This window comes from Levilactobacillus tangyuanensis, assembly GCF_003946545.1.
Classification (GTDB): domain Bacteria; phylum Bacillota; class Bacilli; order Lactobacillales; family Lactobacillaceae; genus Levilactobacillus; species Levilactobacillus tangyuanensis.
Genome location: NZ_RHOA01000011.1, coordinates 1 through 26453, shown reverse-complemented (window position 1 = coordinate 26453; position 26453 = coordinate 1). Strand labels below are relative to the sequence as shown.

Annotated in this window: 25 protein-coding genes; 13 read left to right on the top strand and 12 right to left on the bottom strand. The window is 49.9% G+C overall.

Features of this window, described 5'->3' with window-relative positions:
* Positions 1-78 precede the first annotated feature (78 nt).
* Positions 79-2424, bottom strand: coding sequence for a cation-translocating P-type ATPase (locus EKM96_RS08100; protein WP_125642317.1), 2346 nt, complete (start codon positions 2422-2424; stop codon positions 79-81).
* 171 nt (positions 2425-2595) lie between these two features.
* Here EKM96_RS08100 and EKM96_RS10575 point away from each other — a divergent pair, with 171 nt between their 5' ends.
* A complete protein-coding gene (locus tag EKM96_RS10575) occupies positions 2596-2757 on the top strand; it encodes a hypothetical protein (protein ID WP_164511004.1) in 162 nt (53 codons plus the stop codon).
* Between the two features lie 73 nt (positions 2758-2830).
* Positions 2831-3679 (top strand): aldo/keto reductase, encoded by an 849-nt coding sequence (locus EKM96_RS08095; RefSeq protein ID WP_125642314.1) that lies wholly within the window; start codon positions 2831-2833, stop codon positions 3677-3679.
* 75 nt (positions 3680-3754) lie between these two features.
* Here the strand turns inward: EKM96_RS08095 and EKM96_RS08090 are convergent, their stop codons facing one another.
* Both EKM96_RS08090 and EKM96_RS08085 read right to left on the bottom strand, forming a co-directional pair.
* Positions 3755-4180, bottom strand: a complete 426-nt coding sequence (locus EKM96_RS08090; protein WP_125642311.1) for an Hsp20/alpha crystallin family protein — start codon at positions 4178-4180, stop codon at positions 3755-3757.
* A 266-nt stretch (positions 4181-4446) separates the two neighbouring features.
* Entirely contained in the window at positions 4447-4809 is a 363-nt protein-coding gene (locus EKM96_RS08085; RefSeq protein WP_125642308.1) for a hypothetical protein, read from the bottom strand.
* 210 nt (positions 4810-5019) lie between these two features.
* Between EKM96_RS08085 and EKM96_RS08080 the strand changes: the two genes are divergently transcribed.
* Entirely contained in the window at positions 5020-6381 is a 1362-nt protein-coding gene (locus EKM96_RS08080; RefSeq protein WP_125642305.1) for a hemolysin family protein, read from the top strand.
* A 271-nt stretch (positions 6382-6652) separates the two neighbouring features.
* Here EKM96_RS08080 and EKM96_RS08075 read toward each other — a convergent pair whose 3' ends face one another.
* The gene (locus EKM96_RS08075; RefSeq protein WP_125642302.1) at positions 6653-8164 is read right to left on the bottom strand and encodes an ABC-F family ATP-binding cassette domain-containing protein; all 1512 of its coding nucleotides are present in this window, start codon (positions 8162-8164) and stop codon (positions 6653-6655) included.
* Positions 8165-8550: 386 nt separating this feature from the next.
* On the opposite strand from EKM96_RS08075, the gene nrdI reads away from it, so the two are divergent.
* Both nrdI and EKM96_RS08065 read left to right on the top strand, forming a co-directional pair.
* Positions 8551-9024, top strand: a complete 474-nt coding sequence (gene nrdI, locus EKM96_RS08070) for a class Ib ribonucleoside-diphosphate reductase assembly flavoprotein NrdI (protein WP_125642300.1) — start codon at positions 8551-8553, stop codon at positions 9022-9024.
* Positions 9017-9766, top strand: coding sequence for an NADPH-dependent oxidoreductase (locus EKM96_RS08065; RefSeq protein ID WP_125642297.1), 750 nt, complete (start codon positions 9017-9019; stop codon positions 9764-9766). The genes nrdI and EKM96_RS08065 overlap by 8 nt, the downstream gene beginning before the upstream one ends.
* 89 nt (positions 9767-9855) lie before the next feature.
* On the opposite strand, the gene EKM96_RS08060 is transcribed toward EKM96_RS08065, so the two are convergent.
* The gene (locus EKM96_RS08060; protein WP_125642294.1) at positions 9856-11022 is read right to left on the bottom strand and encodes an MDR family MFS transporter; all 1167 of its coding nucleotides are present in this window, start codon (positions 11020-11022) and stop codon (positions 9856-9858) included.
* Between the two features lie 238 nt (positions 11023-11260).
* Between EKM96_RS08060 and EKM96_RS08055 the strand changes: the two genes are divergently transcribed.
* Both EKM96_RS08055 and EKM96_RS08050 read left to right on the top strand, forming a co-directional pair.
* On the top strand, positions 11261-11488 hold the full coding sequence (locus tag EKM96_RS08055; protein ID WP_061776788.1) for a heavy-metal-associated domain-containing protein: 228 nt from the start codon (positions 11261-11263) through the stop codon (positions 11486-11488).
* Positions 11489-11517: 29 nt separating this feature from the next.
* Positions 11518-12078 carry a ferritin-like domain-containing protein gene (locus EKM96_RS08050; RefSeq protein ID WP_125642291.1) on the top strand — a complete coding sequence of 187 codons (561 nt, stop codon included), beginning with the start codon at positions 11518-11520 and terminating at the stop codon, positions 12076-12078.
* A gap of 73 nt (positions 12079-12151) precedes the next feature.
* Here the strand turns inward: EKM96_RS08050 and EKM96_RS08045 are convergent, their stop codons facing one another.
* Both EKM96_RS08045 and EKM96_RS08040 read right to left on the bottom strand, forming a co-directional pair.
* On the bottom strand, positions 12152-13555 hold the full coding sequence (locus EKM96_RS08045) for an MFS transporter (RefSeq protein WP_125642288.1): 1404 nt from the start codon (positions 13553-13555) through the stop codon (positions 12152-12154).
* A 15-nt stretch (positions 13556-13570) separates the two neighbouring features.
* Positions 13571-15328 carry a glycoside hydrolase family 2 protein gene (locus EKM96_RS08040; RefSeq protein WP_125642285.1) on the bottom strand — a complete coding sequence of 586 codons (1758 nt, stop codon included), beginning with the start codon at positions 15326-15328 and terminating at the stop codon, positions 13571-13573.
* Positions 15329-15812: 484 nt separating this feature from the next.
* Between EKM96_RS08040 and EKM96_RS08035 the strand changes: the two genes are divergently transcribed.
* Positions 15813-17714, top strand: a complete 1902-nt coding sequence (locus tag EKM96_RS08035; protein ID WP_125642282.1) for a heavy metal translocating P-type ATPase — start codon at positions 15813-15815, stop codon at positions 17712-17714.
* A 109-nt stretch (positions 17715-17823) separates the two neighbouring features.
* Here EKM96_RS08035 and EKM96_RS08030 read toward each other — a convergent pair whose 3' ends face one another.
* Positions 17824-18633: an Ig-like domain-containing protein gene (locus tag EKM96_RS08030; protein WP_125642279.1), complete on the bottom strand. Its 810-nt coding sequence runs from the start codon at positions 18631-18633 to the stop codon at positions 17824-17826.
* Positions 18634-19224: 591 nt separating this feature from the next.
* On the opposite strand from EKM96_RS08030, the gene zwf reads away from it, so the two are divergent.
* Positions 19225-20712 carry a glucose-6-phosphate dehydrogenase gene (gene zwf, locus EKM96_RS08025; RefSeq protein ID WP_125642276.1) on the top strand — a complete coding sequence of 496 codons (1488 nt, stop codon included), beginning with the start codon at positions 19225-19227 and terminating at the stop codon, positions 20710-20712.
* Between the two features lie 120 nt (positions 20713-20832).
* Here zwf and EKM96_RS08020 read toward each other — a convergent pair whose 3' ends face one another.
* Positions 20833-21282 (bottom strand): GNAT family N-acetyltransferase, encoded by a 450-nt coding sequence (locus tag EKM96_RS08020; RefSeq protein ID WP_191987353.1) that lies wholly within the window; start codon positions 21280-21282, stop codon positions 20833-20835.
* A gap of 81 nt (positions 21283-21363) precedes the next feature.
* Between EKM96_RS08020 and EKM96_RS08015 the strand changes: the two genes are divergently transcribed.
* The 3 genes from EKM96_RS08015 (at position 21364) to EKM96_RS08005 (ending at position 24155) form a co-directional block, all read left to right on the top strand.
* Positions 21364-21786, top strand: a complete 423-nt coding sequence (locus EKM96_RS08015) for a MarR family winged helix-turn-helix transcriptional regulator (protein ID WP_125642273.1) — start codon at positions 21364-21366, stop codon at positions 21784-21786.
* Positions 21787-21947: 161 nt separating this feature from the next.
* On the top strand, positions 21948-23390 hold the full coding sequence (gene gndA, locus EKM96_RS08010) for an NADP-dependent phosphogluconate dehydrogenase (protein ID WP_125642270.1): 1443 nt from the start codon (positions 21948-21950) through the stop codon (positions 23388-23390).
* 162 nt (positions 23391-23552) lie between these two features.
* Positions 23553-24155: a helix-turn-helix domain-containing protein gene (locus EKM96_RS08005; protein ID WP_125642266.1), complete on the top strand. Its 603-nt coding sequence runs from the start codon at positions 23553-23555 to the stop codon at positions 24153-24155.
* A gap of 96 nt (positions 24156-24251) precedes the next feature.
* Here EKM96_RS08005 and EKM96_RS08000 read toward each other — a convergent pair whose 3' ends face one another.
* Both EKM96_RS08000 and EKM96_RS07995 read right to left on the bottom strand, forming a co-directional pair.
* Positions 24252-24494 (bottom strand): hypothetical protein, encoded by a 243-nt coding sequence (locus EKM96_RS08000; RefSeq protein ID WP_125642263.1) that lies wholly within the window; start codon positions 24492-24494, stop codon positions 24252-24254.
* Between the two features lie 78 nt (positions 24495-24572).
* Positions 24573-25214: an SDR family oxidoreductase gene (locus tag EKM96_RS07995; protein WP_125642260.1), complete on the bottom strand. Its 642-nt coding sequence runs from the start codon at positions 25212-25214 to the stop codon at positions 24573-24575.
* Positions 25215-25389: 175 nt separating this feature from the next.
* Between EKM96_RS07995 and EKM96_RS07990 the strand changes: the two genes are divergently transcribed.
* A complete protein-coding gene (locus tag EKM96_RS07990) occupies positions 25390-25737 on the top strand; it encodes a hypothetical protein (protein ID WP_225417710.1) in 348 nt (115 codons plus the stop codon).
* Positions 25738-25784: 47 nt separating this feature from the next.
* Here EKM96_RS07990 and EKM96_RS07985 read toward each other — a convergent pair whose 3' ends face one another.
* Positions 25785-26348 (bottom strand): redoxin domain-containing protein, encoded by a 564-nt coding sequence (locus EKM96_RS07985; RefSeq protein ID WP_125642254.1) that lies wholly within the window; start codon positions 26346-26348, stop codon positions 25785-25787.
* Positions 26349-26453: the final 105 nt, after the last annotated feature.

Sequence of the window (26453 nt, the reverse complement as noted above, 5' to 3'; positions counted from 1 at the left end):
ACCCTTCCGTTAGTAGACTCATTATATCATACTATCTAGTCATGATGACTAGATAAGCGAAACCAAATCATTTTTTAACTAGCGCCATCTAATCTTGCTTAAGATTCGCTTGCCCAACCCGTCCTGAACCAGCATAAACACTGGAAAGACACTGACCATGAGGGGCAGGTAGAGCAAGGCCAATCGCCAGTTAATTAGACTAACTAGCGAGAATATCGGCCCCGCGAACAGGAAAACCCCGGCGAATAGGGCCGCCATCAAGATAATTAAGGTCACCTTGAAGCGGTTCATGGGCCGTGCCACTAGAACCAGAGCATTCAGTCCCACGAGTCCTGTCATTAACACACTCAGCGTGGAGGTCGTGGCAAAGCTCAAGTGGAATTGGGTCCCGATACCTAGAATCACGAGAATGTACCCAACCACACAGACCGCGGCCGGCGCCGCAATCTCCATGACCTGTTGCATGAAGCGCCCGGCAATCCGGTCGTGGTTCGGTTGCAGCGCCAAGAAGAAAGTTGGAATCCCCACCATCAGTGAGGAAATTGGCGTGAGTTGAATCGGTTCAAATGGATAACTCCGACTCATGAAGATAAAGATCAGGGTCAACACTACCGAGTACATGGTCTTAATCAAATACAGGGAGGCCACTCGCTCGATGTTATTAATGACCCGCCGACCTTCATTTAAGACGTGGACCATTGCATCAAAGTTGGATTCAATCAGGACAAAGTCCGCCAGACTCTTAGTCGCCTCACTGCCGGAAGCCATTGCGATACTGCAGTCGGACTGGCGTAGAGCCAACAGGTCGTTGACCCCATCACCCGTCATCGCCACCGTGTGGCCGGCCGCTTGATAGGCCTTGATTAGACTCTCCTTTTGCTGTGGGGTTACCCGTCCAAAAACGTTATAGTCTTGGACTAACCGATCGTAATCCGGTTCTGTTCCCACCTGACTCATGTCAACCAACTGCTTGGCGCCGGCAATCTCTGCCCGTTCGGCGATACTAGCCACCGTCACGGGATTATCGCCTGAGATAACCTTGAGCGCCACGTCCTGTTTGGCAAAGAAACTAAACGTGGACTTGGCCCGTGGCCGTAATTCATCCGTGATCAACAGTAGCCCTAGGGCTTCGGGATTAGTTGGCCGGGGCGCCGTCATGGCGGCTACCTTGGCTAACAACAGGACCCGATAGCCCTGCTGGGCCCAGGTCTGAATCCGTTGCTGCACGTCGTCAGGCACATGGTCAAAGATAAATTCTGGTGCACCCAACACGAATGATTCCCCGGCGATGGTCGCACCACTCCATTTACGATCAGAGGAGAACGGTTGGATCTCGGTCGCAGTAACTTGTGGCGAGCCCAAGGCAGACTGCACCGCCGTCGCCGTCTCGTTGTCATCGCCCGTCGCAGCTACTAACTGGGCGAGGTCCCGTTCGAGATCCGCCACCGGTACTTCGGCCAGTGGGTCAATCCGATCAACTTTTAAATGGCCGTTGGTGATGGTCCCGGTCTTATCCAAACAAAGCACGTCGACCCGCGCCAGGGCCTCAATCGCCGGCAATTCCCGGACCAGCACCTTGCGCCGCCCCAGGTTATAGGCCCCAACCGCCAGGGCAACCGAGGTCAGTAAGACCAGGCCTTCGGGGATCATCCCCACCATGGCGGCGACGGTACCTAAAATGGCCCGGTGTTGATCCTGGCCCCGCATGAGTGAGGAAATAAAGAGGGCCGCCCCCAAAGGAACAATGGTAAACGTCAGAACCTTAATAATTCGATTAATAATCGTCAATAGTACGCTGGGCGTCCGATGTTCCTGCTTCGCCGAGTGGGCCAATTGCTTCACGTAACTGTCATCGCCCACCGTCATGGCTTGAACCACAGCCTTACCACCTAGGATAACGCTACCAGAAACCAATTCATCCCCGGTGCTTTTCACAATCGGGGTGGCCTCACCGGTAATCTGTGATTCATCAACTTCCAGGCCCGTCGTTTGCCGAATTCGGCCATCCACTGGCAACTGGTCGCCACGACCCAGCATCAGGAGATCGTCTTGAACAATCGCATCCTGATGGCGGGCAACGACCTCACCCTCTCGTAAGATCTTAATCTGACTCTCCGAGAGCAACGCCAGCTTGTCGACCTGCCGTTTAGAACGAATTTCCTGAAAAATCCCAATCCCTGTATTGATGACCACAACACCCAGGAACAACATATTTTTATAGCTACCCGTGAAGAAGACCAGGCCAGCCAGAACCAAGTTAATCAGGTTAAATAGGGTCACGATATTATCACGGAAGATTTGTTTGACGCTCCGAGTTAGTGGCGGCAACGGATCGTTCTTCTGTCCCGCCGCCTCACGCGTGGCGACCTCTGCCGCCGAGAGCCCAACTGTTAAGTCGGGCTGACTAGATTCACTTTGTGCCATTGCCCAAGCCTCCTTTACCGTCCACTTGCTTTACCTTTATTGTACTCGCTTCCCACCTGGACCCCCGTTTGATTTGTGAGAATTCCCACGGATTTAACCGAATCGTTAGCAGTTAACACTTTGACCAAACAGTGGGTATAATCGACTTAGTTGTTCAAGGGAGGAACCATTATGAATCACAAATCAACGTCAATCATTCTATTTGTTTTGTACCTCATTCTATTGGGTTGTATGTTAACCAATCATAGCATGTTAGCGATGTGGATCATGACCGGCGGGATGCTGATCGAAGCCAGCGTTAACCTGTTTGACCAGTTTCACCGGCCACAGTAAGCGTTGTCATTGCCTTCATTTTAGCTTAAGATGAATTCATGACGCAACATTAATGTGAGGAGGCCGTACGCGTATGGCATTAACAAAAATGAGTGACACCATCCCCTTGGCCGATGGCAAGACCATCCCAGTTATAGGCTTCGGGACCTATTTGATTAAGGATCAGGCCACCATGAACACCAGCATCCAGGCCGCGTGGGACGCCGGTTACCGGCTCTTCGACACCGCCATGCTCTATCGCAACGAGGATATCTTGGGACCAGCCTTTCACCAACTAGGCATTCCGCGTGAAGGCTTTACCCTAACCAGTAAGGTCGCCGAGGTTGTCCAGGGTTACGATCGGACCATGAAGGCCGTCGAGGGATCGCTGAAGCGGCTGCAAACGGACTATCTCGATCTGTTGTTAATTCACTGGCCCGTTCGTGAACACTTCTTCGAAACCTGGCGGGCCCTGGAACAACTCAAGGCCAACGGCCAAGTTAAGTCCATCGGAGTCTCTAACTACTCCGTGGCCCACCTGGAACTCCTAGCGACCCAGGCCAAGGAAATGCCGGTTGTGAATCAGGTTGAATACCACCCCTATCTCAACCAGCAAGGACTGGTAGACTATGACCAATCACAAAAAATTGTGACCGAAGCCTGGAGCCCACTGGGCCGCCGGACCGTACTCGACAATCCTATGCTGGCCAAAATTGCCAAGCACCATGCCAAATCCGTGGCCCAAATTGTCTTGCGTTGGGAATTACAACACGGCGTGGTGCCGATTCCTAAGTCGACCCATCCCGATCGAATAGCCGCCAACGCCGATGTCTTTGATTTTGAACTCGATCAGGACGAGCTGACCATGATTGACTTGCTTAATCAGAATCACCGCACGGGCAATGACCCCGAGATCGTCTACGAGTCAGGCAAACAATACTAAAAAAAGAGGCCATCAATCCGTCTGGGATTGATGGCCTCTTCTGCTTAGTTGTGGTTAATCACGAACGCGGTCGCCCTAGTCGATACTGATTTCGTGATGATCATCCGTCTTCGTTTCCTTAGGCAACGTCAACGTCAAAATACCGTCGGCGTACTTTGCCTGAACCTGCTTCACATCAATGTCGGGCAGGTAGAAGGAACGGGCAACGTCTTGACTCCGACGTTCTTGCCGTAAGATCCGGCCATCCTGGTCCTTTGATTCATCATTGACATGACTCTTACCAGAAATCCGTAGCGTGTCGTCACGGTAGTCGATATGCAGGTCATCCTTCTTGAAGCCAGGCACTTCGGCAGTCACAACGTAGTCTTGATCATGCTCGACGACATCCGTCTTCATCATGTTGTCACCATTAAACATGTCATGACCCAAGTTGCCTACTTCATTTAAGAAGTTCATTGGATCGAATAAGTCAAAGTTGCGGTTCATCATTTCATTAGCCATAATCAATAACCCCTTTCTGTCTTCCTTGTTTACATTGTCTATAATAGTCAGGATTGGTCAGCAATGCAAGCAATTAGCACTCGCGTAGATAGAGTGCTAATTGCTTCATATAAATGCCGCTATCACGGTATTTTAAAGCTTCACAGAAGTTGATCGGTCAGAAAAAAATAAAATTGTTTCGTCAAATGGTCAAACATTCTCGATGGCATTTACCCAATAAAAAAGGCCTCGACATCGCTGTCGAAGTCTTTCCAATCACCGCGACTTTAGTAGGTCGTTTGGTCAACCTCATGGTTAACAATCTTTTCACCCAATGCTTCAGCCAAGTCATCCAAGGCTTCCTCACGGGTCTTGATGATATCCATATTGAAGATAATCGAATCAATATCGCCACCATCGAAGTCAAATTGTTCGAAGTAAACGTAAGGGTCATGGTCGTCATCGTTGTTTAAGAAATGCTTTGTTACAGCATCAGATAAAGCGGTCGCCCAGGCTAAATCTGCCATCTTTGGTAAATCCTTCTTCGTCACATACCCCGGATCCAGAACCAACTTCGCTGCCTTTTCCACGTCTTCTTTTGGAATATCAACAGTTGGTGTCTCTACTTTTTCCTTTGGTGTATCTGCCATAATCAAAATCTCCTTTGATGTTACTAATTTCAGTCTAGTCCTTTTTGGTCAAAACGTTAAATATCCCATTTCGAAATTAACTTTTTCCTCGTGTTCGGTTGCTAAGCGAACGTATAAAGGGTAAAATTTGCTTCAATTCACCCCCTGTGAAAAGGCGCTGAGACGCGCTATAATAGAGGGATAGAAACTTTATGAAATGAGGAATGATGTGTGAGCGGTCAGATAGTTGTGAATCTAATTATTATTTTAATTACCTTCTTATTTGCAGCTTTCTTTGTTGCCTGCGAGTTTGCTTTAGTCCAGACGCGGCCTAGTGCCTTAGAAGAAAAAATTGCGGAACTAGACAAGCCGTCAGTGAAGCTTAATCGGGCCATGAAAATGGTTACCAATTTAAACGAATATTTATCAACGACCCAAGTGGGGGTTTCCCTCGCCGGGATCATCCTTGGGTGGATTGGGGAAACCTTCTTCGTCGACATTCTGTTAGACGGATTAGCACCTGCCCACCTCAATGGGGCCACGGCCCACACGATTAGTGTGATTGTCGGGGTACTCCTATTGACCTACCTGGAAGTGGTCTTCACCGAAATTGTTCCTAAGAACATTTCGATTGATATGCCCATGAAGGTCTTAATGTTAGTGGTAACGCCACTACATTACTGCCACGTCCTCTTCTACCCATTCGTTTGGTTACTCAACAGCAGTGCCTCTGGCGTCGTTAAGCTCATGGGCCTCAAGGTTGCAAACGAAAGTGATGAAGTCTTCTCTCAAGCTGAAATCCTAAACCTTTCACGGAGTGCCGTGGAAGGTGGGGAATTGGAAAAGAATGACCTGGTTTACATGCAACGGGCCTTCGAATTGAATGACAAGGTTGCCAAGGACATCATGATTGACCGGACGCAGCTGGAAGTCATCGATATCACCTCCACCGTCAAGGACGCGTTAAACGTCTACTTACAGGAACGGTTTAGCCGGCTCCCAGTGGTTGCCGATAACGATAAGGATAAGATTCTCGGTTACGTCTACAACTATGACTTGATTCGACAGCAACAGGTGGATTCTTCTATCCGGGTCGACAAGTTAATTCGGGATATCTCGACGACGCCGGAAACGACGCCAATTACCCAGGTCCTGTCACAGATGATTAAGAAACGGACGCCAATCGTCGTTGTTGTTGACGAGTATGGTGGGACTTCCGGGATCATTACGGATAAGGATATCTACGAAGAACTGTTTGGAACAGTTCGCGATGAAATCGACGATGCCAATGACCAGTACATCTTCAAACAGCCTAACGGCACCTACCAAGTAAATGGTAAGATGACGACTTATGACTTTGAACGGTACTTCAACACGGACATCAAGGGATTTGAATCCACCGAAACGGTGACGATGGCCGGGTTTATCATCGATAACTACCCTACCATCAAGGTCAACGACGTGATTCATCTGGAAAACTTTGATTTAAAGGTCCTCGACTATGAGAATTCCTTTATCAATTGGTTAGAGGTGACGGTCAATCCCCCACAGAAGCGGATTGAAATGACCGATCCAGAAAAGAATGATGACTAAAAAAACGGTCTGGCAAATTGCCAGACCGTTTTTTGATGCTTTAAGACCCAATAGTGGATGAAGACCATTGAGCCGCGTTGACTCATCTCGTAGAATTGTAGGATTGTTGAGTACGGCTGTCGGTCCGTTCTCTAGACTCAATTTACCATGGACCGGTGTATTCGTTGCAATTAACCCCTGAGATGGTTAGTCCAACTTACAAGTTGCCCACTTAGCAGAAAACACTAATCACAACTAACACAATCCGTGACCTTGCCGACGGTCAACGCGCTTAGCTTTGTAAGCGATCAATCTGTTCTCTTAGCTCCTGGAGTCGCTTCGTATCCAGCTTCGGCGCCATCATCAACTGATCATATTCAAATTTTAATTGTGGCAGGTCAGACGAGGGCGTCCCCACCGCCGTCCGCTCGGGATCAATCAACTGGTGGTCTTGAACCACCAACGTTCTGGTGGCCACCCGGTCCCGGAAGGCCTGGTCATGGGCCACGAACAACACCGTGCCCGGGTAGCCAATCAAGAAGTCCTCTAACGCTCGTAACGCCGGTAAGTCGAGGTAATTCGTGGGTTCATCGAGAATCAACAGATTACTGGCACTTACCAGAATCGTGATCAGCTGGAGCTTGACCTGTTCGCCTCCACTTAAGTCGCCCACCAAGCGGTCATAGAAGATGGCAGTCAGGCCAAAGGCGCCCATGATCTGCCGTGTCCGGTTGGTATCCAGGGTAGTAGCGGCCGCAATGGTCGCCCAAACCGTCTGGTCTAATGGCAATTGCGTCATGTCTTGATGGAAATAACCGATCCGCGCACTGGGAGCCAAGCGGGTGCCCGGCACCCCTGCCAGAATCTGATCAATCAAGGTGGATTTTCCACTTCCATTAGGTCCACTAATGGCGACTCGTTCCCCCGGCTTAATCCGAAAATTAACGTGATGCAACAGATCGTGATGGTCTCGCATCAAATGCAGGTCGCTCACCGTGACCAGCTGCTTACCAACTACCGGGGGCAGGTCGGTCGCCAACAGCTTCAACGCGGCCACCTCATGCGGTTTCTCCGTGGTCATCTCTCGGCTGGCACGATCCTTTAATGCCCGCGCGCCGCGTTCCATCTTCCCGGCATTGTCTTCGCGCAAGGACTTCGAATTGGCCCGTTCTTGGGCACTCATGTGCCGACTCCCTTTACGAATACGCGCAGCCTTTTCATGGCGTGCCTGAATGGCCTGTTGGACCTCCCGCTTTTCCCGTTGTTCGTGTTGGTATGCCTGCAACTGATTCTGCCGGTGTTCCGTTCGTTGCTGTTCGAAGGCGGCAAATCCGGCATTATACTGACGGAACTCGTGTTCACTTAAAGACCAGATGCCGGTCGCAACGGCATTTAGCAATTCTCGGTCATGAGAAATCACCAGTAGCAGGCCGCGATAGGCTAGCAGCTGCTGAATTAACCACCTTTGATGATCATCATCGAGGTTGGCAGATGGTTCGTCCAGGATAAGTAAGGCCGGGCGTTGAGCCAGGGCCCGACGGATTCGGTCCAACATACTCTGGCCACCCGAACGGCCGTCGGTGGGTGCTATCTGGGGAACCAGTGTCACCGACTGATCGACGTGACGTTCACCAGTAAAGTCGGCGTCCTGCCCGGCTATCAAGCGTGCCAAGGTGGTCTTACCACCCCCGTTGGCCCCAACGATGCCAATCCCGTCGCCCGTCTGAGCGGTTAAGTGTGGCGCCGTGAAGAGCTGGTTACCAGCAATAGTTTTTGTGATATTCGTTAAAGTTATTTGTGTCAAAAAATCGTCTCCCTCTTTAAAAGCCGGGATTGCTGGCAACTACCCACTACTTGATCGCACAAAAAAAGTGGTCACATTTCCCAACTGGAAATGGCGCCCACTGACTGCCTTGGCAATTCAGTCGCGCGTCCCATCAATCCCCTTTGCAGGCCCACTTCACCCCTCATAAAGGGTGAAACTGACTAACATTGGTTGATTGATTAGTTACGCATCGGCTGAATACCTCGTTCTTTCTTAAAGTAACCACAGGATAGCATATCTCCTAAAATTTGACAAGATTCCGGGGCAATTTTGTTGTTTTGGAGTCATCATCATGCCAGCAATTTTTGCCAGATCCGTGTACACTGGATAGAGCTTAACTGGCGAAGAAAATGGAGGAACCCAACATGCAACCCTTACGAATTCTATTTATTTCTATTGAAGGCAACACCCGTAATTTTGTGGCGAACCTCACCGCCTACGCCGCCAAACAACATGCGAAGGACGCGACTCAGCCAACCATTGTCTCGACGGAAATTAGTGAGGTCAGTGACTTCAATGCCGAAACAACCCCTTACTTTTGCTTCGTCCCCACCTATCTCGATGGTGGTAACGGCATCGACAACGGCGTTAAGGAACTCATGACCAACGTCTTGGGTGAATACATCGAATATGGTGATAACGCCGACCAACTCATCGGGGTTGTCGGCAGTGGCAATCGTAACTTTAATGAACAGTACTGTCTGACCGCCAAGCGTTATGCCAAAAAGTTTAACGCCCCCTTTGTGGCCAGCTACGAACTCCGCGGGGTTCCACGCGATGAATCCCGGGTATACGACGCCCTGGTCGCCCGGCAAAAGGAGGTCGCGCTTCATGACTAATCCAACCTTGGAAACGTTGATGACTCACCGCAGCGTGCGGCAGTTTACGACGACCAAGTTGACCGAAGAAGAGGTCACGACCCTGGTCAGTGCGGCCCAGCACGCCCCAACCAGTACCTTTTCGCAGCAAGCTAGCATCATTAGCGTGACCGATCCGGCAAAGCTCGCCGTCCTCGCCGAGGTCACCGGTCATCCCTGGTTACAGCGGGCCGGCCATTACTTCTTGATTGTCGCCGACCAATTCCGTAATCAGCAGTTGGCGCCAAACGATCCCACCGCAACGACTAACCTTCACAGTACCGACAAACTCCTGGCAAGCATCTTTGATGCGACTATCATGACGGAAGCCATGGTCACCGCGGGTGAGAGCCTGGGCTTAGGGAGCACCATCATGGGCAGCATTTTAAATGATGTGCCACGATTAATTGACCTGTTTGACTTGCCCCAGCTCACCTTCCCATTGCTCGGCCTAGCCATTGGCCATCCGGCCGACCAACCCGGCCAGAAGCCCCGGTTACCACAAAGCCTGATCCACTTCGAAAATACCTATCAGCGGCTCAAGCCAACCGACGACCGCCTGGTTGCTTACGACCAACTCATCACGGACTATTACCATAAACGTGAGTCGCATCAACGAGACGAAACCTTCTCCCATCACATCGCAGCGGAACTGAGTCGTGATCCTCAACAGCGGGCTGGCATCCTAGCCGGTCTGCATCAACAAGGATTTTCAACCAATTAGATCCAAAACAGGCGTAACGACAGATTGTCGCTACGCCTGTTTTTTTGGTTCATATGGCCGAAACGGTTGCCGCCAGCTTGCCTCGCGGGCTATTCCTTTAATTTCAGCAGATCGCGATGATTCCGGAACATCACGGCCGCTAGGACCAACAACATAATGACGGTCACCGACCAGAACAGGGATTGGTAACTCCCGTATTCGATCAGTAGCCCCCCATATAACGGTCCGATGGCCCGGCCAAACGAGATGGCCATGTTATAAATTCCTTGATATTTACCTTTGTCGTTATCACCCGCCAGGTTATCAATCCAGGCCGGGATCCCGGGGAATCCGGTCATCTCACCCAGTGTCAGGATAACCATGGTGAAGACAAAGGTCGCGTAGCTCTTCGCAAAGACTAACAATAAGAAGGACAGGATAAAGACGACGGTGCCCGTCCAAATCTGCGAGCTCAACTTGAAATTGGCCCCGATCCGGTTGGCCAGCGGTTGCCCAAAGACAATCAGAATCCCATTCAATGTCCAAAGCAGACTGTATCTTTCGAAGGAAATCCCCAGGTTGGTCATGTGCACGGAAATCACACTTTCCCAGAGAGAATAACTCAGGTACAGGCAGAAGACCAGCAGGCTGATTAGCCAAATGAGCTTAATCTGGACCGGTTTAACCGTCTTCTGATCATGACTGTAGGTCTTCTTCTCAATCGGTACCCGGAAGTCCAGCACGAAGATGATCAGCTGAGCTGCGTAACAGAGGCTGGCTACGGTAAAGACCAGGGTCACCCCATGGTCCATCAGATAACCCACCATCAAGGTCCCCAGGACTACCCCAAGGTTCATCCCAATATAGAGGTAATTGAAGACCCGCCGACTGTTCACGCTCTTGACGTTGGCCGCGAACGAATTCACAACCGTCATCACAATCCCATCCCCTAAACCAATGAATAGGAGCATGAAGCCAAAGACCGGCCAGCCATGAAAGAAGATCAGACCGACCATGGGAATCAGCGAGCACAGGGTTCCAATCACACCACTCTTGAAGGGCGACCAGTGGTCGAACAACCAGCCACCCAGCCAATTCCCCAGAATCATGCATAGTGACATTCCCAGCAGCGCCACCCCGGCTAACGCCAAGGTTTGGTGGAGCTGATTATGCATATAGACGGTCGTCAACGGCCACATACATGCGGCCGCAGCGTTCAAGAGTAACGTTGCGGTGACGACCCCCGCCATACTCACTTCTTTTTTCTTCTTCCACATGGTTCGTCCCTCACTTATTTTTTATTTCTGCTATATATTGTCGCATATTTACTAATATTCCGAAACTCTTACCCACGATAAACCCAATTAAACCGCCGTTTTATGAGCAATTTGCTCATTTTCCGGTAAAATATCGAAAAAGATTGGGCAACTTGATCTGAGTCAAGTTCTTTTTCAACGGTCGCCCGTATACTAACTTATGTAATCAAGACCAGCGAAACCTAAGGAGGTTTTCAATATGAGTAAAGTAACCATGAAATTAGACGATCTGACCTGCCCATCTTGCATGACCAAAATCGAAGGTGCCCTTAGCAAGAAAGATGGCGTGAAGAACGTCAAGGTACTCTTCAACGCCAGCAAGGTTAAGGCCGAATTCGACGACAGTGCTATTTCCGCCGATGACTTGGAAGCCACGGTCACCGACCTGGGCTATGCCGTTCAAAGTTCAAAAGTAAAAGCCCTCTAATCCCCTAAAATCGAAAGGAAGTTCATCCAATGACTGATACCATGACAATTGCCGACCGCTACGCTGCCGAACAGGCACAGACCGAACACGACCACCACGTTCCAACCGCCGGGGCCATGACCAACCACATCTTGGCCAACCTCCACATCTCAATTGTGAAGTTCCACCAAGTTCGCTGGTCCGTTAAGGGGCCCCTGGCCGTGAGCGTTCGGTCCCTACTGAACGACTACATCGCAACCTACCGGCGTCAATTCGACGCGTTGGGTGAACTGCTGCTGGACGAAGGCGAAATCGTTTCAACCACGACCAAGGAATTCCACGACTACAACATGTTGCAGGAGGGTGGCGACAAGAAGTACTTCGCCGCCGAAGACCAAATCGACGGCTTGGTCCACGATGCCGACACGCACAACCTCTTCATCGACCGGGCTATCAAGCTCGCCGAGAAGGAAGAACGGCCGGCCCTGGCCAGCTTCCTAACCGATCTGCGTGGTACGAATAATCATATCATCCGTGAACTTCAGGCCCTCCTAGGTAAGGATGCCCGCGACGGTCTCGATGAAGAAGACGATGATGACGATGAAGATTAACCGCAACTAAACCAAAAGGTCCCGGCAACTCTCTGTGAGGAGTTACCGGGGCCTTTTGACGTGCAATTTTAAGTTAAGCCTGAGACGATTCGTCGGCTTCTGCCTTCAGCCGCCGTTCTTCAATGATCTTCATGCAGTCATGGAACTCGTCTTCCGTGTAGTCATACTTGGCAAGTACCCAGAGCCGTAACAAGGAACCCAACGCTGGCAAAATTGAAATAATCACGAAGAGCCCCATGAGCGTGGTGCTGGATTGGGTGGTGTTGGCCTGATAGCCAACGCCAGACAGTAGCAACCCGGTTAAAGCACCGGCCGCGGCGATGGCCACCTTGCTAGCAAAGGTTTGCCCACCAAAGACAATGGCTTCACACCGCTTACCAGTCTTCACCTCACTGTATTCCACCGTTTCGGCTAACATGGCGGAAATAATTGGCCCCGTTGCCGAGTAAAGGGTTTGCGTGATCGCCAGGAAGATAAAGACCGGGACCACGTGCCGATAGCCAGTGGCAAAGAAGATCACTCGCACAATCACATCGGTAATCAGGAGCACCCGCAGGATATGGAGCTTCTTGAATCGTTTCGTCAGTAACGGAATCAGGAAGAACCCGAGGGCACTGAACGTCCCAATCAAGCCGAAGACACTCATCAGGTTGGCATTTAAGAGGTTATAGGTAAAGAAGTAGATGATGACACTGTTGACCATTTCCATGAAAATCTTGAGGAAAAATAGCAGCAGAATCCGGAGCATGTACTTGTTGGCCTTGACCGAATCCACAATATCCTTGGTGGTTAGCTTTTCGGCCTTGGGACTCACCACCCGTTCCTTGGTGAACTTATACCCGATTTCCATCAGAACAAACCCAACGACCATCAGAATCGCCACACTGATCATGTAGCTAGAGGCCGGTGAACCGTGTTGTTTGAAGTAGGTCAGCATCATTGGCAGAATCAACCCGACCATGCCGATCCCGCCGAAGACGCCTAGATTGGCCGTCGTCAACAGGTTAGTCCGTGCCTGACCGTTTTTAGAAATAACGGTCGACAATGACCAGAATGGAATGTCGGAGAAGGCATACAACGTGCCCCAGAGAATATAGGTCACGCCGGCATACATGATTTTTCCACCCATGCTGATGTCCGGACTAATGAAACAGGTCACCGTTGAGACCGCCACGAAGATGGGCGCAATCCGCATGTATTTCCTAAATTTTCCCGTGGTTGTCTTGTGTTTATCGATCCACCCCGAAACAACCGGGTCAAACACCGCATCCCACAGCCGGGCAATCATGAAGATGGCACTGGCAATCACGGACGAAATTCCCACAATATCCGTGTAGAAAATCAGGATAAAACTACCGACCACCCCGAAGCTAAAGCATTGGCCAAAGCCATAGAGGAAATACGCGGCATATTCACTAGGCGCGACCACTTGGCTTGGGTCATCGTCATTTGGTATCGTTAACTCATTTTCCTTCATCGTTTTATTCCCCCACTAATCAAAAACAAAACCTGTCTGATGTTCGGCTGTAAAGATCGCGTGAATCCGCTCCGGGTCAATCTTGTAGCGATGATCGTGATCCAGCAAGCCGTTAACCTCCTGTTCCACGTCCGAAAGCTGCGTATAACAGAAGCCCGCGCAGTTTGGAATGGCCATAACCGCCTGGGTCAAGGCCTCAATCTTGGCCACAACGGCCTCCTTTGATTGAATCCGGTCGCCATACCCCCAGGAATCGGACTGAGCATCCTCTTCATAGGCAATCCCACCGTATTCACTGAGGATAAATGGAACCGACTGTTCTTGATAGCCGTCACAGAAAGTTCGCCGGCCACTGGTTTGTGACGGGCTCCCCTGATAGGTGGTGGTCAGGTCAGGATAGCTGGCCGTCAGTCGATCAGGGTCATTATCATAATCGTGAACGGTCGCAACATCGGTCTTCACCTGTTCCCAACCGTCGTTACCAATGACCAAACGGGTTGGATCGTAGGCCTTGGTCAGGTCGACGAGTCCATCAACAAAGGCCTGTTCGGCCGGCTGATGGGCAATCTCATTGACCCCCCACGATTCATTCATCAAGACATAGGTGATCACCGCCGGATGATTGATATGCTTGGCAATGAAGGCTGGTAACTCCGCTTGAAAGTTCGTCATCATGGTGGCACTAAACTCAAAGGGACTCGGCATTTCTGCCCAGGTATATAACCCTTTAGCGTCACACAGATACAGAAGTCGATGACTGCCAATGTGCTGATGGAGTCGATGACCGTTAAAGCCCATTTCTTTAATCTTATCGATATCCGCAGCATCCCCAGTAACCGTTGAACTGAGGCCGTTATGTCGGTCGTAGCCTTGATTCAAGATTAACTTTTGGTAGACCCGCTGATCGTTAACCAAGATATCCTGGCCCCGCGTCTCGATTCCCCGCATGCCGAAATAACTGTCAATATGGTCCGTCACTTGGCCACGGTCCAGGACCTCTAACGATAGATCATAGAGATCCGGCGTCGCGGGTGTCCAATAATGTAGCCGGAAGTTAGCCTGGTTATCGCTGACATCCAGGGAGAATTTTGCTCGCCCATTCTTAGCGGAAACGGTGGCCGTTGTCACCAGCTGTCCGGCATAGCGAGCGGTGGCCCGGACCTCAACCGGTGCCGGGGTATCCAACTCAAGATCCAGATTCAGGGATGCTCGGTGAATTTCTGGCAAGGCGGTGACCCTCGTCACGTAATGCTCCCCGGTAAATTCCAGCCAAACATTCTGCCAAATGCCAATGGTCCGCGTGTACCAACAAAGGAAGTTTTGATCCTTCCAGCTTTGCTTACCCAGTGGCTGGGTCGTCCGATTATGGTCAACGACCTTCACGATTAGCTCATTGGTGGCCGCCAGCCAGTTCGTCACGTCGAGGGTAAATGGCGTATGCCCCCCGCGATGATGCCCGATATGTTGGCCGTTAAGCCAGATGTCGCATTCGTAATCGACCGCTTCAAAGTTTAAGAGGGCCCGTTGTTGGTCCCGTAAGTCGGCCGCAAATTCACGGCGATACCAGATGACCGGGTAATAGGTTGTGAGGTCCAACCCGGAAACCGGGAAGGTTGGACTGCTAGGCACCTGGATCTGCCGGTCAAATTGATCGGCCGCCGGCGGCACTATGTAATCGTTTTCATTTTCAACCAACAAACAATCCCACTGTCCGTTCAGGTCAAGCCATTCCTGACGAATCTGCTGGGGATTTGGGAATGCTAATCTATCCAACACTAATCACCTCATTAAGTCCGAGAACGTGCCACCTGCTTCGGCACCAGATAGAAGCGTACCAATTTTAGATTAGCCTGTCAAATCAACGCACCCGCTAGTCTTTCATTCGGGGCAACCATTCCACCAACGTGAATCATCCCCACCAGTCGTGATCGATGAGCATCGCCGTCACATGACCGTTTTAAAACGTTTTATCCATGAAATTAATTAAAATAATGGTCAATTTCCTGATATTTTTCATCACTTTACCCCATTAGATTGTAAGTTTAGTAAACGATTAATTCTGGTATACCAATTATTCGATTAAGCAATTTTTCGATCGCTTTTATCGTGATTCGACGACATTTTTCAAAAAAATCGACTTTTTTATCCGGACTTGATTTACATCAAGTTAATCCGATTGAATCCACGGCATAATGGAAACATCAACAAGAACAACAAATCTTGAAAAATTCGACTTCACAGAAAGGATCGTTTATTTATGGCTATTCAACGTTATATTTATGCCCACACTAATCCCATTACCTTCTGGTCAGCCGGCCTGATCATCTTCGGCTTCCTGAACACCTGGTTCACTAAAATTCCTTACGTTACCGACACGGCTTGGATTATTGCCTCAATCATTGCCGCGGCTCCCATTGTCTTACGGGCCATCAGTGCACTGAAGGCTAAGGTCTTCAGCATTGAGCTTCTGGTTGGTATCGCCGTCATCGGGGCCTTTGCCATCGGTGAATTCGAGGAATCTGCGATCGTGACCTTCCTCTTTCTCTTCGGTTCCTACCTAGAACAAAAGACACTCGCCAAGACGCGGGGCGCCATTCAATCCCTAACCGAAATGGCCCCAACGACTGCCCAACTGGTGACCGACGATGGAACAACAGAAGACGTTGACGTGGATGACCTCGAAGAAGGCAACATCGTCTTAGTCAAGGCCGGTGGCCAGGTTCCCGTCGATGGACAAGTCATCGATGGATCTGGTTATGTTAATGAAGCCTCCATTACCGGTGAATCCCGCCCCATTAACAAGGGAAACGGCGACGGCGTGTACTCCGGCGCCATGGTTGAAAGCGGCATGATTCAAGTTAAGGCCACCCAGGTCGGAGACGAAACAACTTTCTCTAAGATTATTGAATTGGTCGAAGAAGCCCAAGATACCAAGTCCCCGGCCGAAAAATTCATCGACAAATTTGCCCAATACTACACGCCAGCGGTCTTAATCATTGCCATTCTGGTCTTCGTCTTCTCACGTGACCTCAAGCTGGCCATCACGGTTCTGGTGCTTGGTTGCCCCGGCGCTCTGGTTATCGGTGCACCCGTTTCTAACGTTGCCGGAATTGGTAACGGTGCTAAGAACGGCATCCTCATCAAGGGTGGCGACGTGGTCGACAGCCTGGCCAAGGTTGACACCTTAGTCTTCGATAAGACGGGGACCCTGACGACTGGCAAAATGACCGTTGCCAGCGTTCACAGCTATACCGATGATCGGTCCCTACTCGCCGGTGTGGCCCAGGTCGAACAAACCTCCGATCACCCGTTGGCCCAAGCCATTACGGCTCATTTAATCAATCACGTTGCCGCCGATGCTAAGACCATCGCAACCGAAACGGTCAAGGGTCGTGGGATGATTGGCCAATGGCACGACCACGACCTGTTCGTTGGTAATGCCGCTTTGCTCAAGGACCACGACATCACATTATCCGCTGACCAACTCAGTGACCTCCACGACATGCAAGACAAGGGTCAATCCACAGTCTTAGTCGGTTACCAAGGGAAGTTAGCCTTTATCTTAGGCGTGGCCGACACGGTTCGCGATGAGGTTCCTGCCGCTTTGGCCGCTCTGAAACGCCAAGGCATCAAGCACCTGGTCATGTTAACCGGTGACAACCAAACCACCGCTCAAGCCGTCGCCGAATCACTGGGCATCGACGAGGTCCACGCCGACCTCTTGCCATCCGATAAGGTCACCTTCGTCAAGAAGTTCCAAGACATGGGTCATCACGTGGCCTTCGTCGGTGACGGGATTAACGATAGCCCTTCCTTGGCCACCGCTAACATCGGCATCGCCATGGGTGGTGGGACCGACGTTGCCATCGAAACGGCCGACGTCGTCCTGATGCAATCCAGCTTCACTGCCTTGAACCATGCGGTTGGCTTAGCCAAGAAGACCGCCGCCAACACGAAGGAAAACATCACGATTGCCATCCTAACCGTGGCCTTCCTGTTAATCGGCCTGGTCTACGGCTACATCTACATGGCCAGTGGGATGTTTGTCCACGAAGCTTCCATTCTAGTCGTCATCTTCAACGCGATGCGGCTCATTCGTTACCGGCCTCGGGTTGCCAAGCAATCTAACCCGGTCACTCAACAATTGGCCACTAACTAACCGGTATCATCATAGAGGGTCCTCACTAGCTTGGGTGGGGACCCTTTTGTCATAAAAAAAAGCGACATCCCCAACGAGGATGTCGCTAAATGAGTCATTATAAACGAGCTTACTTCGTGAAAGTCCACTTAGCAGCTGGGGCAACGCCGGCCTTAACGGCAACGACCTTGTTCTTGCTGTTAACGATCTTGAACTTCTTAGCAGAAGTGAAGCGTAAGTAAACGGTCTTCTTCGTCTTAGAACCCTTAGGGGTGTAAGTAATCTTCCAGAACGTTGGGGTCTTAGCACTAACACTGTACTTAGCGTAAGAAACTAAGGTCTTAACCTTCTTACCGTTCTTGTAAAGGTATTCGTTCAAACCAGTCTTTTGGCTGAAGACCCACTTTTGGGAGTACTTGTTAGCCGTGTTAGACTTCCAAGTCCCAGTAGGCGTCTTAACGGTGAAGTTAGCAGTGCTCTTCTTAGCCGTCGTCTTCTTAGTGGTGGCCTTTTTTGTTGTGGTCTTCTTGGTTGTAGTCTTCTTAGTCGTCGTTGCAGCCTTAGTAGCAGCACCTTCAACCCGGATGATCCGGTAGAAGGACGTCTTCGTCTTAGGGTTTGTTGCATAAACGTAGACGTTAGCATTCTTCTTCAACTTCTTGGATAACTTAACGGAAAACTTCCCCGTCTTCTTTGAAGCGGTACCACTAGCCAAGTTCTTCTTAGCATTCTTCGTGGCCTTAACCGTAATCTTAGAGCTCTTCGTTGCGGTCCCCGAAACCTTCGTGGTTGACGTGCGAATAGCATTAACGCTCAAACTTGGTCCCACGTGAGTTGCCGCGTGAGCAGTTGTTGCTGATGTTACAGCCGTTGCTGGTACCACTGCACCTACCGTGGCCAACGTTACCAACCCGGTCAAAGCAATCATAAACTTCTTCATTATATCCTGACCCCTTAATCGGCCGACAGTTACGTGCCGGCACTGTATTTTCTAACCGCCTCATAGTATAACAGCTTTCAACCTTAATTGAACCCGGTTTCATGCGGTTTTTAGTCTTTTTTAATAAGGCTTAAAATTAACTTAGCGTCTACTTAGTTCGGTCGTGAATTATTTGCGTAACGCACCGTCAAAGTCCGTCGCGATTGGCGTTTTCGTCCAAGTTGGTTGTTATAATTGTCCAACGCCTATCACGTGTCTTTTCCCTCGGTATTTGCTAGACTTACTTCAGATTCGTCGAATGACCAGTAACGGTGAGAAAGTCGTTTCCATACGGCTGGAGCAAAAACTATTTTGCTTTCATGAAAACCGCATTTCAATGAAAACGTTGATTTTATGCCAATGCAACCGGTTGTCCTATTTTGAAATTCTTGCTTTAAAATTGTCGCGTTTCATTTGAAAGTAGCGTATAATAAGCTTTCGAAGTGGTCTAGACAGTCGTCGACCCACACCTGTTTTCCGGCGCATCTAACCGGACAGGTTCAATCATGTTAAATAACCTAATCAAACTCACACTTAAGGAGTGACGAACTCGTGGCAACTGAACGTACCGCATTATTCATGTTCTTTGGAGGCACTGGTGACTTAGCTTACCGGAAGCTCTACCCAAGTCTGTTTAACTTATATCGCAAAGGTAACTTACGGTCTCATTTCGCCGTTATCGGGACTTCCCGGCAAACGTTGGATGACGAAAAGTTCCGTGCTGCCATCAAGAAATCCTTGGCTGACAGTGGCGAACGCGCCGACTCTAAAGAAGCCAGCGACTTCATCTCTCATTTCTACTACCAAGCACATGACGTTACGGACACGGCGCACTATTCTGTTCTAAAGGAATTGGCCGACAAGTTGGACAAGAAGTACAAGTTGCAAGGCAACCGGATCTTCTACCTGTCCATGGCCCCACAATTCTTCGGCACAATCGCCCAAGACTTACGGTCCCAAGGCTTAATGTCTGATAACAAAGATGCCTTCAACCGGTTGGTCATCGAAAAGCCTTTCGGTCGCGACTTCGACTCCGCAAAACAATTAAACGATGCCCTCAGCAAGTCCTTTGACGAAGAACAAATCTTCCGGATCGACCACTACTTGGGTAAGGAAATGATTCAGAACATCGAAGCCCTGCGTTTCGGTAATACCTTGGTTGAATCCCTTTGGAACAACCGTTACATCGATAACATCCAGGTCACCCTTTCCGAAAAGTTAGGGGTTGAAGAACGAGCTTCCTACTACGATAACAGTGGGGCTTTGCGGGACATGGTTCAAAACCACATCATGCAAATCGTTTCCCTGTTAGCCATGGAACAACCTGTTGCCTTCACGGATACCGATATTCGAGCTGAAAAGGTGAAGGCCTTACGGAGCTTACGGGTCTACAACGTTGCCGATGCCGCAACCAACTTCGTCCGGGGCCAATACGGCTCCATCAACGATCAAGCCGACTACCGTCACGAAGACAACGTTCCTCATGACTCAACCACTGAAACGTTCGTTGCCGGCAAGCTCTTGTTCGATAACTACCGTTGGTCAGGCACCCCATTCTATATCCGGACTGGGAAGATGTTAGCCGACAAGTTTACCCGCGTGGACGTCGTCTTCAAGAAGCCATTGGTTGATATCTTTGCCTTCCCACAAGCACCTAACGCCCCACTGGCAGCCAACGTCTTGACGATCTTCGTTGAGCCACACGCTGGGTTCTCCCTGCAATTAAACGCCAAGACCAACGATGCCACGTTCCAAACGGAACCCATCAAGTTGGACTACTTGGTTGACGCTGAAAAGTCTAAGGAAACGCCAGAACCTTACGAACGTCTGTTACACGACGTCATGAAGGGTGACGGGACCAACTTCTCCAGCTGGCCAGAAGTTTCCTACGCTTGGAAGTTTGTTGACCAAATTCGTCGCGTTTGGGACTTACAAGAACCACAATTCCCTAACTACACGCCACATTCAATGGGCCCTGCAGCCGCCGAGGAACTTATCCAACGCGACCATCGTCAATGGGTCTACCGTTTAAACAACTAGTCGCCCTGGCATTGGTCGACAACTAGAGAGATTAACATTGATTAGATAAAGACTAAGGCATAACTTGGTTTTTACAAATAAAGGACGCCGCAATGATTGCGGCGTCCTTTATTCGTTGACCTAGGCCTGAACTAAGGCCGGCTTAGTCATCCGAATATGGGGTGACCCATTGAAGTCAAACACCGGACCTTCGGCAACGTAGCCAAATTTTTCATAGAAATGTTGCTTATCGATCTGGGCCTCAATAAAGATGGGGCATTTGCCAAAGTGGCGAGCAATTTCGCCCTCGATTTGTTGCACCAGTTGGCGGCCCAATCCCTGGCCTCGACGTTCAGGAATCGTCAACACCCGGCCGAACGTGACGCCGCCCTCATCGGTAAAGACACGGGCATAGGCCACGAGCTCGCCGTCCTGATAGCCGAGAATATGACGAGCAATCAAGTCCGTCTCATCAATCTCCTGGTAGGGCCGATCCTGGGCAATAACAAAAGTTCGGATACGTTCATATGCAATCTTATACAAATCAAGAGTCGTCAGTTCATCGAAGGAGTTAATCCGCCAGTTAATCATAGTACCGCTTCTTCCTGTGTTATAATATTGGTAACGAGTATCTCACTTTTTAATTGCAAATGCAACTACTGGAGGAAAAATATGTCCAATTCATTTCGAAGTATTGGCCTGATCGCCCGTGCCACCGCGGTTATCGGTAATCAACGCTTTCAACCGGACCAGCTTCAACACAACCAGTTTATTTATCTCATGCGGGTCGTCGAAAATCCCGGCATTACCCAGACGGAGCTCGCTGCCCAACTCCACGTCGACCCCTCGACCTGCCTGCGAACCGTTCGCAAGCTGATCACCAGCGAGTATGTGACCCGCACCGTCGATGACCAGGACAAGAAACGCCGGCCCCTCATGGCAACCCAAAAGGGCCAGGCCATGTATCCCGCTCTCGAGCGTTATGAGCAACAGATCATTGCTGCCGGTACATCAGGCCTATCGGCCGGCGAGAAGGCCTTGCTGAGCGAATTATTGGGCAAAGTGGCCAACAATATCAAGCATGCCAAGCTTTAGGCCGATCAATTCCTCCTCGCTATCATTGTTCTAATAATTAGTGAAAACTTTCCTGATTTTTCAGTAAAAATCAGACAAAACATTTTCCTTTTAAATTGTTCAATGCTACACTAACTGTTGGACAAACCGTTCTTAATTTCAAACGTAAAGGAAGGTTACTAATGGCAGATCAAAAAGCAAATATTGGTGTTGTTGGTATGGCGGTCATGGGCAAGAACTTAGCCCTGAACATTGAAAGCCGCGGCTACACGGTTGGTATCTACAACCGTTCCGCAAGCAAGACCGAACAAGTTATGAAAGACCACAGTGAAAAGAAACTGGTCCCAAGCTACAACGTTGAGGACTTCGTGAAGTCTTTGGAAACCCCTCGGCGGATTCTCATGATGGTTAAGGCTGGTAAGCCAACCGATGCCGTTATTCATGAATTATTACCACTCTTGGACAAGGGTGACGTCCTCATCGATGGTGGGAACACGAACTTCCACGACACGATGGCTCGTAACGCCGAACTCGACAAATCTGGGATCAACTTCATTGGTATGGGTGTTTCCGGTGGTGAATTAGGTGCCTTACAAGGACCTTCACTGATGCCCGGCGGCCAAAAGGAAGCCTATGACTTAGTCGAACCAATCTTAACCAAGATTGCCGCCAAGGCGCCTCAAGATGGCAAGCCTTGTGTAACTTACATCGGCCCTAACGGTGCTGGTCATTACGTCAAGATGGTCCACAATGGGATCGAATACGGTGATGAAGAGCTGATCGATGAAAGCTACAACATCATGCGTAACGTTGCCGGTATTTCAGTCGACGAGATGGCTGACATCTTCAAAGACTGGAACAAGGGTGAATTGGACAGCTACTTAGTTGAAATCACTGCCGACATCTTGACTCGTAAGGATGACTTGGGCGACGACAAGAACTTACCAATCGTCGACGCCATCAAGGACCGTGGGAACAACAAAGGGACTGGTAAGTGGAGTTCCGAAGATGCCCTGGACGTTCAAGTTCCTCAATCAGTGATTACCGAAGCCGTTTACGCTCGTTACATCTCCATGTTGAAGGACGAACGGGTTAAGGCTTCTAAGGAATTGCCAGCTGCTGAAAAGCAAGGCAACGTTGACATCCCTGACAAGGACAAGTTCGTCGAAGAAGTTCGCCAAGCCCTCTTCTTTGGTAAGCTGATGAGCTATGCTCAAGGCTTCGAACAACTCCGGTTTGCTTCCGAAGCTAACGACTGGGACTTGAAGTTCGGTGAATTAGCACAAATCTGGCGGGGCGGCTGCATCATCCGGGCCCAATTCCTCCAAAACATCACCGAAGCCTTCAACAAGGATCCTAAGTTGTCTAACTTGCTGTTCGATAGCTACTTCAAGGATATCGCTGGCAAGTACCAACAATCCATCCGTGACGTGGTTGCCATGGCTGTTCAAGCCGGCATCCCCGTTCCTAGTTTATCCGCCGCTATCACTTACTACGATAGCTTCCGGGCTGAAGTCTTACCTGCTAACTTGTTACAAGCACAACGGGACTACTTCGGTGCTCACACGTACGAACGGAACGACCGCGATGGGAACTTCCACTACACTTGGTACGAAGAACAATAAACGAAATTTTAAATTAAAGACGCCACCATGGCGTCTTTTTGTTTGCTCATTTTTATTTTTAATAGGTCGAAATCCTTGATATAACGGTCATGCTTAGAAACTCAGCTAGGCAATTTTAGCGATATTTGGTATGGTGAAGACAGTTCTAAAGGGGGAACCATCATGAAATTCGGGGAACGTTTACAACAAACACGGCAACAAAAAAATCTAACTCAGAGTCAGGTGGCGACGTCCTTACACGTCTCACGCCAAACCATTTCCAGCTGGGAAACCGGGCATAGCTATCCCGATATCGATAGTCTCATTAAGCTCAGCGACCTGTACACCCTATCGCTAGATGTCCTATTGAAAGAAGACAACGGTATGACCGACACCTTAAGGAAACCTGAGGTTCTGCATGCCCTGCATCCAACCATCCGTAATCTAACGATCATGAATATTATTTTAATGGTTGCCCTCCTGTTTGATGACCAATTCACGTCGGCTAAGGGCCTGCTACTGCCCATTGCCCTATTAAACTTCTGGACACTCAACCAACTGAATCAATTTGCCAGCTCGCTCACCCAGGAAGATCCGGCCACCCGTTGGCCGAAGAGCCGGCTCTGGCTCTTGTTATTCGCCGTTATCAGTACCGTAGGCGTTGCAATGGCTTGGCACCTCCATCGTCCCGGACTGCTAACCGACATCCTCTACCTCGCCATCGCCTGCTGGGTGGGACTGTTATTCGGGACGATTAAATATTCTAGACGCCCAGTCAGTCAGTAACGCCCATGGGGGTGACCCCATCCTACCAAAAAAGACGATCAGAACCCCAGCGATTGTGATCGTCTTTTAGCGTCTTATTATCATTTATATGCTCGTTTAACGAATCCCTAATAAAGAGTCCTCTAGGGTTAATTGAATGGCGTGGAGCGCCTCCCATCGGTCAATTTCGACCGCTAGGCCCGCTTCCCACTCGGCCTTGTCGCGACTCTTCGCAATAAATCGTTGCCAATCCCGATCCGCGGTCAACGGATCCTTGGTCTGCCGCCATTTTGACCATTCATCTAGATGTTTCGCTAGCTCAAGGGCTGCCGGCGGGGCCAAGACAATATTCTCAGTCATCACGGTTACCTCCTTAGCAGAAGCTGTTCGGTTAATTTCATTTTACCAAAAAACTGATTAAACGAACGACCATCTAGCTTATAAAGCTTGGATGACTTCCGCTATCGAGCGATCCCCACTCAATAGGGGAATCGTCTTGTATTGCGCCCGTGGCGCATGAAGCGCCGCCACCATAAATGTGGCCACATCCGCCCGGGGAATACTGCCGACTGCCAATGGATCGCTCTTCACCCGTCCGGTTCCAGCGTGAAACGAAAGCGCTCCGGGCTGGATAATCGTGTAGATCAAATGGGTACGGTGAACCAGCCAGTCATCCGCGTAAAATTTCGCAACGTACAACGGCTTTAACGGATCGGCCCAGCGATTACGATCTTCGGCAAACAACATGCTTAACATGATGAACCGTCGCACACCGGCAATCTCCGCCGCTTGCATCGACTTAACGGCACCATCTAGGTCGACGAGTAAGGTCATGTCATCCTTGGTACGGCCGCCCGACCCGGCCACAAAAATGACGGCATCCGTGCCCAACATGCCTTTAGCCAATTGCTCTGGCTTATCCAAGAGATCCAGTCGTTCGACACTCAGCTCCTGATCCCGCCAATCCTCATCCGGTTCATCCGGACGAATCCCGGCGACAGGCTCATCCCCTGCCAACAATAATTGCTGGACCACTAAATGACCCACTTCACCATTTGCCCCAATTACGAGTACCCGCATGTTATTCCCACCAGTCCTTTTTAAAGTCGTCATGACCCAATAACACCATTTTGCCACGAAATCCATGAAAAAACAGTCACCAACGCTTTACCCACCTATAAAAAGTGCCATAATAAAGTTAGGGTACGACCAACACTCGCAACAACCCACTGATTTTATGAGGAGGTCACCAATCTTGCCAAATGCAGATGTAAAAATCACTGATTTGGATGCAGATGCTCAACAACAAGCCCTGATTGACTTTGCTAAGTTCTACATTCGTCACTTCCGGTCCAATGACCTGGAAATCTTGTCCCAATACAAAGTGGACTACGCCATGAACGATATCAACCACTATCTCTACGTCAACCACTCATTCAGTCCCGCCGAACTGGCCACTGGTGTGTTGGCATACAAACGTGAGATGTTCCTCGAAATTTTGAAGACCGTCGACCTGGCCTATAATACCGATGGTAGTCTCAAGGGCAATACTTGGAGTGCCTGGTATCACCAAGAATATGCCGCCATCGCACCAGGTATCTAAAATGAAAAGGACCGCAACCTTATCGTTGCGATCCTTTTTTTATTAGTCTAAATTTTCCCGACTAATTTGGTCCCTGGTTGCAAGGTCGCCTCACCCGGATGCCAGTTAGCCGGGCAGACACGATCACCATGTTCGGCAACGAACTGGGCCGCCGTCAGGGTTCGTAAAATCTCGCTGGCGTTACGCCCGATCCCCATGTCATTAATGGTGTACGATCGCACGGCACCGGTCGGATCCAGGATGAACACCCCCCGGTAGGCTTGCCCAGCGTCCTCATCCAGGACACCATAGTGCCGAGCGAGGTCACCGGCCGGGTCGGCGATCATTGGATAGTCAACCTGCCCCACCTCCGGGCTCTGTTCATGCCACGCCTGGTGAACAAATTCAGTATCCTCAGAGACACTATAGATTTCAGCATCTTGATCTTTAAACGCCGCATAGTGTTCCGCTAGGTCGCCCAACTCAGTCGGACAAACAAAGGAGAAGTCGGCCGGATAGAAGAATAGGACAGACCAATGCCCCTTCAGGTCGGCCGCTGTCAGCGACTGGACCTCGCCATTTTGAAAAGCATTTACTTTAAAATCGGGTAACGTTGAACCAATGTAATTCATCTTAAAATCCCCCTCATTCAGTAATCTAGAGTGTTTAAATAATTATGTGTAAATAGAAAAATAAGCAATTGAAAAGGGAAAGCCTCTCCCTTATGATAGTTAGCA